13 protein-coding genes are annotated in these 14,550 nt (G+C 69.4%); 6 read left to right on the forward strand and 7 right to left on the reverse strand.

Annotated features, from left to right (window positions below; all coding sequences use genetic code 11):
* Positions 1-66: 66 nt before the first annotated feature.
* Positions 67-1,038, forward strand: coding sequence for an Rv3626c family coenzyme F420 biosynthesis-associated protein (locus LT971_RS05855; protein ID WP_237005916.1), 972 nt, complete (start codon positions 67-69; stop codon positions 1,036-1,038).
* Between the two features lie 3 nt (positions 1,039-1,041).
* Here LT971_RS05855 and LT971_RS05860 read toward each other — a convergent pair whose 3' ends face one another.
* Together LT971_RS05860 and LT971_RS05865 are read right to left on the reverse strand one after the other, a co-directional pair.
* Positions 1,042-1,338 (reverse strand): DUF7521 family protein, encoded by a 297-nt coding sequence (locus tag LT971_RS05860; RefSeq protein ID WP_237005917.1) that lies wholly within the window; start codon positions 1,336-1,338, stop codon positions 1,042-1,044.
* Positions 1,339-1,341: 3 nt separating this feature from the next.
* A complete protein-coding gene (locus tag LT971_RS05865; RefSeq protein WP_237005918.1) occupies positions 1,342-1,698 on the reverse strand; it encodes a transcriptional regulator in 357 nt (118 codons plus the stop codon).
* Positions 1,699-1,823: 125 nt separating this feature from the next.
* Here LT971_RS05865 and LT971_RS05870 point away from each other — a divergent pair, with 125 nt between their 5' ends.
* Positions 1,824-2,480, forward strand: a complete 657-nt coding sequence (locus tag LT971_RS05870; protein WP_237005919.1) for a plastocyanin/azurin family copper-binding protein — start codon at positions 1,824-1,826, stop codon at positions 2,478-2,480.
* A gap of 79 nt (positions 2,481-2,559) precedes the next feature.
* Positions 2,560-2,712 carry a hypothetical protein gene (locus LT971_RS05875; RefSeq protein WP_237005920.1) on the forward strand — a complete coding sequence of 51 codons (153 nt, stop codon included), beginning with the start codon at positions 2,560-2,562 and terminating at the stop codon, positions 2,710-2,712.
* Positions 2,713-2,763: 51 nt separating this feature from the next.
* On the opposite strand, the gene LT971_RS05880 is transcribed toward LT971_RS05875, so the two are convergent.
* The gene (locus LT971_RS05880; RefSeq protein ID WP_237006256.1) at positions 2,764-3,318 is read right to left on the reverse strand and encodes a hypothetical protein; all 555 of its coding nucleotides are present in this window, start codon (positions 3,316-3,318) and stop codon (positions 2,764-2,766) included.
* Between the two features lie 115 nt (positions 3,319-3,433).
* Here LT971_RS05880 and LT971_RS05885 point away from each other — a divergent pair, with 115 nt between their 5' ends.
* The gene (locus LT971_RS05885) at positions 3,434-6,136 is read left to right on the forward strand and encodes an AAA domain-containing protein (RefSeq protein ID WP_237005921.1); all 2,703 of its coding nucleotides are present in this window, start codon (positions 3,434-3,436) and stop codon (positions 6,134-6,136) included.
* Between the two features lie 43 nt (positions 6,137-6,179).
* Positions 6,180-6,719: a DUF8173 domain-containing protein gene (locus LT971_RS05890; RefSeq protein ID WP_237005922.1), complete on the forward strand. Its 540-nt coding sequence runs from the start codon at positions 6,180-6,182 to the stop codon at positions 6,717-6,719.
* A gap of 5 nt (positions 6,720-6,724) precedes the next feature.
* Here LT971_RS05890 and LT971_RS05895 read toward each other — a convergent pair whose 3' ends face one another.
* The gene (locus tag LT971_RS05895; protein WP_237005923.1) at positions 6,725-9,424 is read right to left on the reverse strand and encodes an ATP-dependent helicase; all 2,700 of its coding nucleotides are present in this window, start codon (positions 9,422-9,424) and stop codon (positions 6,725-6,727) included.
* A gap of 444 nt (positions 9,425-9,868) precedes the next feature.
* Between LT971_RS05895 and LT971_RS05900 the strand changes: the two genes are divergently transcribed.
* Positions 9,869-10,633 (forward strand): MBL fold metallo-hydrolase, encoded by a 765-nt coding sequence (locus tag LT971_RS05900; protein WP_237005924.1) that lies wholly within the window; start codon positions 9,869-9,871, stop codon positions 10,631-10,633.
* Here LT971_RS05900 and LT971_RS05905 read toward each other — a convergent pair.
* The 3 genes from LT971_RS05905 to LT971_RS05915 are packed head-to-tail and all read right to left on the reverse strand — an operon-like array spanning position 10,630 to position 14,524.
* A complete protein-coding gene (locus LT971_RS05905; protein WP_237005925.1) occupies positions 10,630-12,099 on the reverse strand; it encodes a globin-coupled sensor protein in 1,470 nt (489 codons plus the stop codon). The genes LT971_RS05900 and LT971_RS05905 overlap by 4 nt on opposite strands.
* 58 nt (positions 12,100-12,157) lie before the next feature.
* A complete protein-coding gene (locus LT971_RS05910; RefSeq protein ID WP_237005926.1) occupies positions 12,158-13,231 on the reverse strand; it encodes an mRNA surveillance protein pelota in 1,074 nt (357 codons plus the stop codon).
* Between the two features lie 48 nt (positions 13,232-13,279).
* Complete coding sequence (locus LT971_RS05915; RefSeq protein WP_237005927.1) at positions 13,280-14,524, reverse strand: MFS transporter; 1,245 nt, start codon at positions 14,522-14,524, stop codon at positions 13,280-13,282.
* Positions 14,525-14,550 lie beyond the last annotated feature (26 nt).

Genomic DNA, 14,550 nt, shown 5'->3' on the forward strand with positions numbered 1-14,550 from the left:
CTTTAGCGTGCGACCGTCCGCGAGTACCCCCGGAAGGGATTTGCGTTCCGAACCCCCACTTCGTGTATGACGATTCTCGAGAGCGCGCGGGCCGTCGCCGACGCCGACGCGGACGGCGCCGTCGACTGGGACGCCGTCGCCGACGCCGCGAAGGGCGCCACGCCCCCCGGCGACCTCGACCTCGCTCCCGGCGAAGCCGAGGCGTACGCGGCCGACGTGCGGGAAGCGCGCGAACGAATCCGGGCGGTCTCGGGGCTGGACTTCGACGTGCCGGAGACGGTCGAACTCCAGACCCGCCACCACTGGATCGACGCGAACGTCGCCACGTTCCGGCGGGCGTTCGAACCCCTGAACGAGCGCGCGTCGGTGCTGCCCGGCGTCGCTCGCGCGTTCAACACGGTGACGACCGCGGGCGCGCTCGCGTTCGTCTCCCGGAACGTCCTCGGCCAGTACGACCCGCTGCTCCTCGCAGATGGCGCTCCCGGCGAGGACGGGAGCGCCCACGCCCTGTACTTCGTCCACCCGAACATCGTGGCCGTCGCCGACAGCCTCGACGTCGACGTCCCGCGGTTCCGCCGCTGGATCGCCTTCCACGAGGTCACGCACGCCGCCGAGTTCGGCGCAGCGCCGTGGCTGCCGGACTACCTCGAATCCCGACTGGAGGACGGCGTCGACGCGCTCGGCGACGGCGAACTCCGGACCGAGGCCTTCGAGGAACTGAACGTCGCCATGACGGCCGTCGAGGGGTACGCCGAACTCCTGATGGACGAGGCGTTCGACGGCGAGTACGACGACCTCCGGCGGAAGCTCGACGCCCGCCGCCGGCAGGGCGGCGGCCCCCTCAGCCGGGTCGTGAAGCGGCTGCTGGGCTTCCAGCTCAAGCGCGAACAGTACGAGCGCGGCAAGGAGTTCTTCACGTACGTCGCCGGCGAGCGCGGCCTCGAGGGCGCCTCGAAGGTCTGGGACGACCCCGAGTACCTGCCGACCGACGACGAACTTGACGTGCCGCCCCGGTGGCTGGCACGCGTCTCGGCCTGACAGTCAGTCCCCGGACCGCGGGCGGTCCCCGGAGAGGTTCCCGTACAGCGAGTAGAGGATGACGAGCATCCCCACGGCGACGACCGCCGTCTGCACGGTCCCCGCCAGGAAGATGCTCAGGCCGACGACCTCGAACAGCACGCCCTCGATGACGGCGCCGACGCTGATGACGACGAACCCGACGGCGACGTACAGCATCGGCTCGCTGCCGAACTCCCGGTAGCCCCGGAACGCCTGGTAGGCCACCAGGAACCCCAGCCCCATCGTGACGAGTTTCGCGACGACCAGTTCTATGTGCATGCGTTAGCTCTCCCTGATTCCGTCCCAGATGCGGGTGAACCGCTCCGCGGGCGACTCCCTGAGGTCCATCTCCACGACGAGCTCGCCGTCGCGGATCTCGACGTCGAGGTGGTCGAGGTTCGCCTCGTAGACGCTGTGGTGGCTGCCGTCCGCGGCCAGCGCCGTGCGTTCCACGAGGAAGTCCGCTTCGAGCATGTCGTCGACCCGCCGGTAGACGGTGGACACGTCGGCGCCGACGAGCTCGCTGAGCTCCTTCGCCGACCGGGCGTCCTCGCTGGTCGCGACGAGTATCCCCTGCACGTACTCGTCGCCGAGCAGCGACAGTACCTCGTTCGGTTCCTGGAGTGGGTTCTCCGGCACACGTGTCCTCGTAGTCGATTCTACGACCATCCCGCACTTAAACGCGTGGCTGTTTTGGCGGCTCGCCAAATCACCATCCCTGCATACACTACCCCACCTCGTACGTCCACATGAGGTGACACAGGATGGATACTGATCGACCGACGCGACGGGCGATGCTGGCACTGTCCGGGAGCGCACTCGCGGCCGCGACGGCCGGCTGCACCGGACTTACCGGGGGAACAGCCGACGACTCGACGACCGAGGAGGACGGTCACCACGACGACGAACACGACGGGACGACTGAAGAAGACGGCCACCACGAGGAGGAGGGAGACGGCCACGACGACGAACACGGGGAATCGGGACCCGCCGAACACGTCGAAGTGCCGATGCTCACCCGCGACGACGGCCACCACTTCCACCCGCACGTCGCGTGGGTCGAGGTCGGCGGCACGGTCACGTGGACGCTGGACAGCGGCGCCCACGCCACGGCCGCGTACCACCCCGACAACGGCGACCGGCCCCAGCGGATTCCCGACGGCGCCGACCCGTGGGACTCCGGCATTATCGACGAGGAGGGCGCGACCTTCGAGGTCACGTTCGACACCGAGGGCGTCTACGACTACTACTGCGCGCCCCACGAGGCCGGCGGCATGCTCGGAAGCGTCATCGTCGGCGAACCCGACGCTCACGACCAGCCCGGGCTCGCCGAACCCCAGTCCAGCCTCCCCGAAGGCGCGCAGTCGAAGCTCGCCGACCTCAACGAGATGGTCAACGAGAAACTCGGCCACACGCACTGACCGCCCGGTAGCCGGTCGCATCCGGTCCGCCGCAGCCTCTTTGGTCCGCCCACACGTACCACTCCCTAGAGGGGTCACCGTGACAGAGACGTGTCCAGTCTGCGGGGAGGCGGTGCCCGTCCGGCACGCCGTCCACGTCACCGTGAACACGAAGACCGACGACCACGGCGTGCTCGACCAGTACGTCTGCCGGTCGTGCTACCGCGCAGAGATCGCTCCACTGGTGTCGTGACAGCGTCGGCCCGGGCCGCCCCTGCAGCAGCAACGGCGACGACGACGCTCGCTACTGGAAGCCCCGGCCGACGTCGTCCTCGTCGACGAGGTCGTCGAGCTCCGCGTCCAGCAACTCGTCGGCGTCCGGGAACTCCTCGGCGAGCCCCTCGACGGGGTCCGGCCGGTCGTAGGGGTCGTAGTCCATCGGCCCGAACGCCGGGCTGTCCAGCGCGTCCATCACGTCCTCGAAGAACGCGTCCGGCGTCGTCGGCGCGTCCGCGTGCGCCTGCACGACCTGCTCCAGTTCGCCGGCCTTCTGTTCGGCGTCGTTCTCGTCGTCGACGGGCTGCTGGACCGCGAACCGGCCGCCCGCCTCGTCGTCGGTCGGCAGGAAGTCCGCCAGCCCGTCGTCGACCTTGCGGGCGACCTGCGTCCCCACCCCACGCACCTCGTAGGGGTTTTTCGCGTACGTCTTGAGGTGGAAGACGCCCTCGGCCGGATGCCCGAGGTAGAGGTCCTCGCCGACCCCGGACGCCCGGTCGCCCGCCACGGCCCGCCAGTCGTCCGGGTCGCCCGACGACGATACTACGTCCTCCACGATGTCGTCCCAGTCCCGTACGCGCATCTCGACGCGAGGTTGGGGGCTCGTGGACTTCAACCCTGCCTTCGAGGCGGTCTCGTGGCTCCCGGTGACCGCGGGGAGCGACACCGTTATTCGCGGGCCGTCCCACACGTCGTGCGTGAACATTCGGGGCGAGGTCACCGACGCCGGCGCCGTCGAGTCGGTGAGCACGCAGTACGGCGAACGGGACATCCTCGAGGTCGAGTTGCGCCCGGAGAACGAGGCGGAGTCCGTGCCGGTGACGCTGTGGGGGAAGTGGACGGAGACGGCCGAGTACCTCGAGGCGGGAATGGAGCTGGCGGTGTACGACGCCGACGAGGACGAGTACCGGGGGGAGACCCAGTACGCCACGGGGGAAGACTCCTGGGTCGTCGTCGAGCCCGACTTCGTCGTGGACGTGACGGACATCCGGTCGTTCGTGCAGTGCCCGCGGATGTACTACCTGAACAAGCTCTCGGGGCTGCCGCTGAAGTACCCGGTGACGAAGGGGACCATCGTCCACGAGGTGTTCGGCGACCTGCTGCGGGGCCGCGACCTCGAGGAGTCGGTCGTGGAGCGCGTCGACGAGGCGGGGCTGGAACTCGGGCTGCTGGGTCGGAGCCGCGAGGCGGTCGAGGCCGACGTGCGCGACAACGCCAGCGCCATCGAGGGCTGGCTCCAGCAAGGGAAGCTCACCGACGAAGATGGGTGGCGCTCGGAGTACACGCTGGTCTCGGAGCGATTCGGCATCAAGGGCCGGTGCGACGCCATCCGGCGCGGGATGCCCGTGGAGCTGAAGACGGGGAAGAACACGAACCGCGACCCCCGGTTCCACGACAAGGTACAGGCGGCGTGTTACGCGCTGATGCTCGACGAGCGCGGCGTCCCCGCCAACACCGGGACGCTGCTCTACACGAAGAATGCCGCCGTCGACCGCAACGAGGAGACGGGCGACCTCTCGCCCGCCAAGGAGTTCTCCATCGGCCGCGGGTTCCTGGAGTTCGTCGTCCGGGAGCGCAACCACCTCGCCGCCCTCGAGGCAAGCGACGGGCCGCCGACGGGCTACGAGGCGGACGCGAAGTGCGAGTACTGCTTCGAGCAGGACACCTGCATGGTCGTCTCCGGCCGCCTCGACCAGGAGTCGAAGGCCGGCCAGCTCGGGGACCCTGTCCCGGCGGAGGAGCGCGAGTACTTCGACGAACTGTACGAGGCGGTCGAAGCCGAGCGCGCCTCGGTCCACGACGAGTACCGCAAGCTCTGGGAGCAGACCCCCGAGGAGCGCGCCGACGACGACCGGGCCGTCGTCGGCCTCGAGCCGGCCGGGCAGACGGAACTCCCGGACGGCCGCTGGCGGCTGACCGCGAACCGGCCGGGCAGCGCCGCCTCCAAGATTCGGGAGGGCGACCGCGTGCTCGCGTCGGATGGCGACCCCGTGACGGGAACGGCGGAGATGGCGCGCGTCGAGCGGCTGGACGCCGACCGCGTCGAGGTCACCGCCGACGAGCCCGTCTCCCTCCGGCGCCTCGATGTCTACCCCTCGGAGCTCTCTGTCGACCGGATGCTGACCGCCCTCCACGACGCCGTCCTGAAGGGCGACCAGCGCCGCAAGGACCTCCTGTTCGACCGGGCGAGCCCCCGGTTCGGAAGTGAGGACCACGGCCTCATCCCGAACAACGACGCCCAGAACGAGGCTGTGAACCGGGCGCTGAACGCGGAGGACTTCGCGCTCGTCCACGGCCCGCCCGGCACCGGGAAGACGTACACCATCGCGACCCTGATTCGCGCGTTCGTGGAGCGCGGCGACCGCGTGTTGCTGTCGGCGTTCACGAACCGGGCGGTCGACAACGCACTCGAAGCGCTCCGCGAGCAGGGATTCGGGGACGGGGTTGGCCCGGAGGGCCGACCGAACGAAGGAGGCGGCGAAGCCACCGACTACATCGTGCGAGTGGGCACCGAGACCGGGGTCCGACCGGACATGCAGGACCTCCGGCTGGACCAGTCCGGCGACCCCGGCGAGCGCGCGGCGGCGCTCCGGTCGTCGCCCGTCGTCGCCGCCACCACGGCGACCTGTGGCTCCCGCATCCTGCGCGAGATGGAGTTCGACGTGGTGCTCGTCGACGAGGCCAGCCAGCTCACCGAGCCGGACACGCTGGCCGCAATCAACCGCGGCGAGCGCTTCGTGCTCGTCGGCGACCACGAACAGCTTCCGCCTGTCGTGCGCTCGGGCGGCCGGCTGTCGAAGTCGCTGTTCGAGCGCCTCCACGAGACGTACCCGGACGCCTCGGTCATGCTCGACCAGCAGTACCGGATGAGCCAGCGCATCCAGGCGTTCTCCAGCCGGGAGTTCTACGACGACCAGCTCCGGCCGGCCACGGGCGAGGTCGCCGGCCAGCGCCTCGCCGACCTCGGCGTCGACCCTGGTGGTGCAGTCCAGGACGGGGTGACGTTCCACGACGTCCCCGGCACCGACGACGCGCACGTCGACCCCGTGGAGGCCGAACGCGTCGCCGACGTCGTCACGGAGTACGTCGACGCGGGACTGGACCCGAGCGAAGTCGGCGTCATCGCGCCGTTCCGCGCGCAGGTCGCCGAAATCGGCCGCCGCACCCCGGAGGGCGTCGCCGTCGACACAGTCGACCGCTTCCAGGGCTCCTCGAAGGAGGTAATCGTCGTCTCCTTCGTCGCCCGCGGCACCCTCGACGGCCCCATCTTCGAGGACCACCGCCGGGTGAACGTCGCGCTCTCCCGTGCGAAGAAGAGCCTCGTGCTCGTCGGTGACGAGACGGCGCTGCGCTCGGAACCCCTCTACGACCGGATGGTCGACTGGGCGAGCATGGACTGAGCCGCCGACTCCCTTTATCTCGGCTCCCGTCGAAGCACCCCCCATGCAGGCACTCGCTGCGGCCCTCGGGCCGAAACTGCTACTGGCACTTGCGCAGCCGGAACCGGCCGGCGTCAACGTCGACGTGGGCGTCGGCCAGGGGCTCGCCGGCGGCGCCGTCGGCGCGTTCCTCACGACGCTGGTCGTCGGCGCCATCGCCGTCGCCGTCTTCCCCGACCGCACCGAGGAGCTAATGGTCGCCGTCGTCGCCGAGCCCGTCGAGTCGTTCGCCTACGGCGTGCTCGCCCTGCTCGGCCTGTTCGTCGTGACGCTGCTGCTCGTCGTCACCGTCCTCGGCATCGTCCTCGCCGTACCCCTGGTGCTCGTGGCGTACGTGCTCTGGGCGGCCGGGTCGGCGGTCGCGTTCCTCGCCATCGCCGACCGCATCCTCGACCGCGACAGGGACGACGAGGGCTGGTTCGTGACCCTGTTGCTCGCCGCGGGACTGAACGGCGCGCTCGCCGCGACGGGGGTCGGCGGCCTCGTCGGACTGGCGGTCGGCGCCGCGGGCTTCGGCGCCATCCTGCGGCCGTACCTCGGCTGACTCGCTCACTCCTCGAGCTGTTCGTGGACGCGCTCGTGGAACTCCCGCAGCACTGCGTCCTCGTCGTCCGCCAGCACAACGTCGCTAGCCGACAGCGTCGCGAGCCCGAAGGACAGCGGCGAGGGCGTCTGGAGGCTGGTCTCGGTCACCTCGATTTCGCCGGCCTGCACCCGCGAGAGCACGTCCCGGACGCCGGCGAGGTCGAGCTTGTCCTCGACGAGTTCGCGGTACGTCTCGTCGATGACGGCGAAGTCCTCGAGGTCCTCGGCGAGCCCGAGCAGCATCTCGCTGGCGACCTGCTGTTTGCTCGCGGACTTCTCGTGGCCCTTGTAGCGTTTCAGGACGAGCAGCGACCGGGTCGCGTCGATGCGGAAGTACCGCTCGAGGAGGTCGGTGTCGTCCAGCGCGTCCCGCAGCGTCTCTCGGACGGAGTCGGGGTCCGTGTCCCGGAGCAGGCCGGCGACGTCGACTTTCCGGTTCAGCGGCATCGCGAGCGTGAAGCCGTTGTCGGCGACGGAGACGGCGACGTTCGCGTTCGTCTCGTTCGCACACCGGTACGCCAGCAGCCGGGAGAGACCGTCGTTGAACCGCCGACCGTACGGCGTGCGGACGTGGTAGCGCCGCCGGTAGTCGTCGCGGTCTTTCACGGCCTCGATGGCGATTCGCTCGTCCGTGCTGACGCTCTCCACGCCAGCGTAGGCTATCTGGTCGTCGTACATCCGGGCGAGCGCCCGCACGGCGTTGCCGTCGATGGGGAACTCCCGCAGCCAGCGCCGCACCGCCGCCGCCCCACCTTGTGCGTGTTTCTCGGCGAGCTCGCCCTGGAAGCGCGCGATTTCGCGGCCGAGGTCGAACGAGAGGGGGAGCCGCTCGGAGAACCACGACGGGACCGTCGGGCGCTCGCTGGTGCGGTCGACGTACACCTTCGACCCGCGCCGGTACCGGTACGCGAACCGGTCGCCGCCGAGCACGAACACGTCCCCCGACTCGAGCGTGTCGAGGTAGCTCTCGTCGAGCTGGCCGACCCACTCGTCGCCACCCCGAATGTGGACGTTCACGGCGAACGAGTCCGGGATGGTGCCGATGTTCTGGAGGAGAATCGGGCGCGCCAGCCGCCCGCGCTTCCCGATCAGGGTCTCGCCGACCTCGAACTCGGGGTAGTGGTGTTCGCCGTCGGGCTGGTCGTTCTCGTCGCGCCAGACCTTCGCGTAGACGTTCCGGTCCTCGAGGCCGTCGTAGTCGGCCCGCAGGTACCGAATCAGCGACTCGTAGTCGTCGTCGCCGTACTCGCGGTAGGGGTACGCCGACTGCAGCGTCGCCCTCACCGCGGATTCGCGGAGCGGCCCCGAGATGGCCATCCCGTAGACGTGCTGGGCGGCGACGTCCTGGCAGCGCTCGGGGATGTGCACGCGGTCCACGAACCCCCGCTCGGCCTGCCGGAGCATCACCGCGCACTCCACGAGCTCGTCGCGGTCGAGCGCGATGACGCGACCCGTCACCGTCCGACCGGGCCGGTGGCCGGCCCGGCCGACGCGCTGCAGCAGGCTCGCGACCGATTTGGGGGACCCCACTTGCACCACGAGGTCGATGTGGGGCATGTCGATACCGAGCTCGAGGCTCGTGGACGTCGTCGTCACGTCCAGCGTGCCCTCTTTGAGCTGTGACTCGACGGCCTGCCGGCGGTCCTTCGAGAGGCTGCCGTGGTGGCACGCAGAGTGGTCCTCGTCGACGACGCCGCGCTCACGCAGATTCTCCAGCACGCGCTCGGCGCCAGACCGCGTGTTCGTGAACACGAGCGTGCTCTCGTGGCCGTCCACGAGGCTGTCGAGCTTCTCGTAGAACGCGTCGTTGACGGCGCCCCGCGACGTGTTCACGAGGTCGGGCGTCGGGCAGTGCAACTGGAGGTCGTAGTCCCGGGCGAACCGCGCGTCCACGACCTCGCAGTCCCGGGGCTCCGGGTCGCCGCCGGGGTCGCCGTCCCCCGCAAATCCGACGAGGAACCGCGCGATGTCCGACAGCGGCTCCACGGTCGCCGAGCAGCCGATGCGCGTGAACCCGCCGGCGAGCCGCCGGAGGCGCTCGAGGCTCACCGAGAGGTGGGTGCCGCGCTTGGAGTCGGCGAGGCTGTGAATCTCGTCGACGACGACGTACTCCACCGACTCGAGGCGCTGGCGGAACTTCGGCGAGTTCAGTAGAATCGCCAGCGTCTCCGGCGTCGTGTTCAGGATGTGGGGCGCGGTCTCCAGCATCTGCTGGCGCTCGTAGTCGGAGGTGTCGCCGTGGCGAATCGCCTGCCGGACGTCCGTCTCGACGCCACGCTCGGCGAGTCTGTCGGCGATTCCCTCGAGTGGCTCCGCGAGGTTGCGATCGATGTCGTTCGCGAGGGACTTCAGCGGCGACACGTACAGGCAGTAGACGCCGTTCTCGAGGCCGCCCTCGGACTGTTCGCGCTCGAACAGTTCGTTCAGGATGGCGGTGAACGAAGCCAGCGTCTTCCCGGAGCCGGTCGGCGCCGCGACCAGCGCGTTCGCGCCCTCGTGGATGAGCGGGATGGCCTCCCGCTGCGGGGGCGTCAGGCAGCCGCCGTCCTGCTCGGGCGGCCCGAACCGGTCGACCCACCAGTCCCGCACGGCGGGGTCGAGGACGTCGAGAATCTCGCGGTCGCTGGCCGCCGACCCGGTCAGCGCCCCCGACTCGCTCGCCATTGTCTGACTCGGGGTTGGGACGCGCACGCCAAGTGTCTGACGACGACTGGGACTGCAATTTCCTTGGGAGTCCCCGTATCCGTGGTTGTTGTCAACTCCTCCTCGAAAGCCCCGGCGGGCTCGCGGTCGCTCGCTGGCATATCCCTCACTTCGTTCGGGATAGGGGCCAGCGAGACGACCGGGCAAGCGCGAGCCCGCCGCCCCTTTCAGTCCCGCCCGATACCGGCTGGTAGACCGGCAGGCTGGGACTGAAAGGGGCGAGGCTGGAGACGACGGCGGACGACGTAAGCACGCGACCGAAGGGAGCGCGCGCAGCGAGTGCACCGAGTCTCCAGCCTCGGGGCTTTCGAGGCGGCGTCACTACTGTGCACAGATACAGCGGAATCGCGGCATCACGACTACGGACCCCGTATCGTTAACCGCCTCGCTGTCCCGCACTCGAGTATGCAACTGACGTTCCTCGGCACTGGTTCTGCGATGCCGACGGGCGAACGGATGCAGACCGGACTGCTGGTCGAAGACGGCGACAGCCGGCTGCTCGTGGACTGCGGGAGCGGCGTCCTGCACACGCTCGCGCGCAGCGACGTGGGCTACGAGGGCGTCGACACCGTCCTGCTCTCGCACCACCACCTCGACCACGTCAGCGACCTGCTCCCGTTGCTGAAGGCGCGCTGGCTCGCCGGCGAGGAGTCGCTGACCGTCGTCGGCCCGGAGGGCACCGAGTCCCTCGTCGAGGGGCTGCTGGAGGTCCACGACTACCTGCAGGGCCGAGTGGACCTGACGCTACGCGAGGTCGACGTGGGCAGCTTCGAGGTGGCCGGCTTCGACGTCGACGCCATCGAGACCCAGCACTCGATGCCCGGGCTGGCGTACCGGTTCGGCGGCGGCGAGGGCGACGAGGAGGACGGCGGCGGTGACCTCGTGTTCAGCGCCGACACCGAAGCGTTCGAGGGCATGGCCGAGTTCGCGGACGGGGCGTCCGTGCTCGTCCACGACTGCTCGTTCCCGGACGAGGTCGACGTCTCCAACCACCCGACGCCAACCCAGCTCGGCGAATCGCTGGCCGGCATCGACGTCGACGACCTCTACCTCACACACCTCTACCCGCACACCGACGGCGAACACGACGCGATGACGGAGTCGATTCGGGACGCCGGCTTCGGCGGCGAGATTCACGTCGCCCGCGACGGTCTCGGCGTCGACGTCTAGCTCAGCTTCGCGACCGTCTCGCGGACCTCCTCGACGGTCTGGACCTGCTGGTCGGTCGCGTCCGCGATGTCGTCGAGCGCGTCCGCAATCTCCCGCGCGCTGTCGTCGACGTCGTCGACCATCTCGGCAACCTCCTCCGTGCTCACCGCCTGCTCGTCGGTCGCCGACGACACCTCCTGTACGCCGCTCGCGGCGTCCTCGACGGCGTCGGTGATGTCCTGGAGCGTCGCCATCGCCTCCTCAACGCGCTCGACGCCCTCCCCGATGCGCCGGCTCACCTCGTCCAGCTGTTCGACCGTCTGCTCGGTGTCCTCCTGCATCCGCTCGACGAGTTCCTCGACGCGCGTGGACTGTTCTCGGGACTCCTCGGCGAGGTCTTTCACCTCGTCGGCGACGACGGCGAACCCGTCTCCCGCCTCGCCCGCTCGCGCCGCCTCGATAGAGGCGTTCAGCGCGAGCATGTTCGTCTGCTCGGCGATGTCGTCGATGACGCCGGTCACGGACTCGACGTCTGCGGCGCGCTCGCGGAGCTGCTCGACGTCCGCCGCGACGTCGTCGGTCGCCTCGTCGATTTCGGTCATCGTGTCCAGCGCGTCGTCGGCGGCGGCCTCTCCCTGCCGAGCCAGCGCCTCGGCGTCCTCGCTGGTCTGTCGCACGTCGTCGGCCGTCGCGGCGACCTCCTCGATGCTCGCCGACACGCTGGATATCTCCCGGCTGACGTCTGCCATCTGGTCGACTTGGTCGTCGGTCGCGGCCCGCATGTCGTCCGTTCGCTCGGCGACGTCTCTGGACGTTGCCTCCAGCGAGGATAGTGGGTCTTCGACGTCCTCGGCGACGGCGTCCGCCAGCTCCTCCCGGCGGTCGACCTCCTCCTGGAGGCGCTGGGCGTACGAGTCGATGTAGGTGTCCATCGCCACCTGCTGGTCGAAGGTCAACAGCTTCAGCATGGGGAGGAACCGCGACACGAGCTCGTCGACGGCGGCCGTCGCCTCGTCGCCGCGGTCGGCGGTCACCTCGTCGGCGAGCGCATCCAGCAGTCCGTCGTAGTACTGCGTGTACGCCCCCAGATACACCTCCGGGCCGAGGTCGAGGAGGTCGTGGAGCTTCCCGATTCGGGCGCGCCCCTCCACGTACGAGCGGTCGTACTCGCCGCGGCCCAGTCCCCGAAGGTACTGGGTTTGGGTCTGCTTCAGCTGGTCGATGGCTTTCGTCGAGCGCCCCATGATGTCGACCGTTCGGCCGTGCCTCTGGAGGTGGTCGTAGAAGTCGTCGACGAGGTCGTCGGCGATCCGGTCGAAGAGGACGCTCTCGTCGGCCAGCGCGTCTTCGGCGTCGTCGTCGAGGCCTGTGAACGCCTTCCGCCAGGCGATCTCGTCGTCGTCGAGTCCGATTCGGTCGGCGAGTTCGCCTCCGTCGACGCCCCGCCGGACGTCGCCGGTCACGGTGGGGGTGTCGTTTTCGGTCATACCCCCGGTATCAGGCTCCCCGTTTTATGGCTTGCTCAAACAGTCCGGAAACTACGCCTCAGTCCAGCCGGTAGCGCAGGACGGCGGCGATGCCGCCGAGGTTCCGGAGCTGCTCGCCGGGCGCGAACTCGTGGCTGAACACGGTCACGTCCCCACCCTGCTGTTCGACGCTCGTGACGAGCTCGTTGACGTCGACGTCCTCCCACTCGCCCTCGCCGGCGCGCTCCAGCCGCAGGCGCTCGTCGAGAATCAGGAGGTCCTCGACCGCGCCGAACTCCACGGCCTTCTGGACCTCCTCGATGCCGTAGGCGGCCTTCTCGTCGGTCGCCATCTGCGTGGTGAGCTCGTCGATGAGCTCGGACTCCTCGGCGATACGGGTCTCCTCCTGGACGTCCTCGACGGCGCCCCGCTTGAGGACTTCGTGGACGCCGCGGCCGCCGACCGCGCTGGTGTCCACCATCGTGATCTTGTCCTGCAGGTCGGGGTACTCCTCGGTGACGTGGTCGAGGGCGTCCTGCTTCGTGAACCCGGGGCCGGCGAGGATGATGGCGTCGGCCTGCATGCGCGCCAGTGCGTCGGCGAGCGTCGCGAACAGCTCGTCGCGCCCGCGGTCGTTCTGCTCGCCTTTCCCCGTGGTCGCCGTGAACGACCCCTGCTCGTCGACGCCGTACTGCTGGACGACGTGGATGTGCGCCTCGCCCTCCTCGACGGTCGCGATGGCGACGTCCGGCTGGTCGGTGGCTTCGACGGCCTCGTTCAGGCGGTCGAGCTGGTCGGGCTGCCAGTGCTTCTCGACCTCCAGCTCCTCGCGCTCCTCGACGTTCAGCGTGTGGTGCAGGCCGAGCTGGTCCTCCCGCGAGCAGTCCTCGATGGTGCCCGAGACCCGCAGCCGGTTCGAGAACTTGTGGAACTCCACGTCCTCGACGTCGATGGTGACGAACATGTGCTCGCGCTCGCCGCCCGTGTCCCGCATCTGGTCGTCGTTGCGCTGGATGCGGCGGTGGGTGTCCCCCGCCACGAGGTCCCCGGGTTCGAGGACGTACGCGAGGTGCCAGAGGTCGTCGAGGCTCTCGGGGACGAGCGTGATTCGTTCCCGGCCGCCCTCGACGGTGTGGCGGTCTTTCAGTTGCATACTCGGCCCGAGGGCCCCCACGAGAAAAGGCTCACTCCTTTCGGGCGGTCACGACTGGGCGGGGTCCCGTGCGCCCATCGGGTCTTCCCACCAGCGGACGGCGGCCGAGCCGACGACCAGCGCCAGCCCGCCGGCGGCGAGCGCGAACAGCGGGGAGACGGCGTCCGACACGACGCCGCTGCCGAACTGGAACGGCACGACTGCCAGCCCGCTGACCATCGCCATCGCGCTCAGGACCGTCGCCCGGCCGAGCGTGTCGACGCGCTCGTTGACGAACTGGCCCGCGAACGAGCGAGTCACGTCCGAGAGCCCGCGAGCGAAGAGGAACGTCGGGAGCGCCAGCACCGGCACGAAGTACATCCCGACGAGCGCGGCGCCGACGACGAACGGCAGCACGAGGAACCACGTCCGAACACCGATTGCGTCCTCGATGGCGCCCGTGTAGTAGCTGAGCACGGCGCCGACGAGGCTGTAGGCGGCGTAGAACCAGCCGAGCAGCGACTCGACTCGCCCGGGGGCGACGCCGATGTCTACGACGACGGTGCGGAACACCGGCTGGAGGAAGACGAACACGAGGTACGTCACCGCAGCGTAGAGCACGTAGTAGTAGACGATGAACGCCCGGAGGTTCCGCTGGGCCAGCGCGTCCCTGACGATGCCGACGGTCCGCCGGAAGCTCAGGTCGTCGCTGTCGGACTCCCGGTACGTCTCCGGTTCGTCCAGCGTCACGAGCACGAGCGCACCGACCCCGGTGACGGCGGCCGCGACGAACCACGGGTAGGAGAGGTCGATGCTTCCGAGGTAGCCGCCGACGACGGCCGCGCCGGCTCCGACTGCCAGCGACGCCGACTCACCGCGTCCCCGCACGTGGGCGAACTCGTCCTCGGAGAGGTCGTCCGTGAGCGTGTCGTAGAGCCAGGCGTCCTCGCTGCCCGACCGGAAGTTGTAGCCCGCCGACCAGAACACGTAGAGGACGGCGAGCGCGGGGAACGACTCGGCGAGCCCGATGCCCAGCAGCGTCACGGCGATGAGCACCGTCCCGACGAGCAGGCTGTTTCGGCGGCCGATTCGGTCGCCGACGTAGCCGGTCGGGACCTCGCCGAACAGCGTCGTGAGGTTGTAGATGACCTCGAGAGTCGCGATCTGCGTGAAGTTCAGGCCCTGGGCGAGGAAGAAGAGGTACATGATTGGCCGGTAGAATTCGACCGCCTTCGTGGCCTTGTAGAGATAGTACTTGAGGACGCGTCCGCGCAGCGACGACTGCCGCCAGGACACCAGAGAGCCGACGGGCATCACTGAGACATGTCTGGAGGACCTAC

It is taken from the genome of Halobacterium rubrum (assembly GCF_021729015.1).
Lineage (GTDB): Archaea > Halobacteriota > Halobacteria > Halobacteriales > Halobacteriaceae > Halobacterium > Halobacterium rubrum.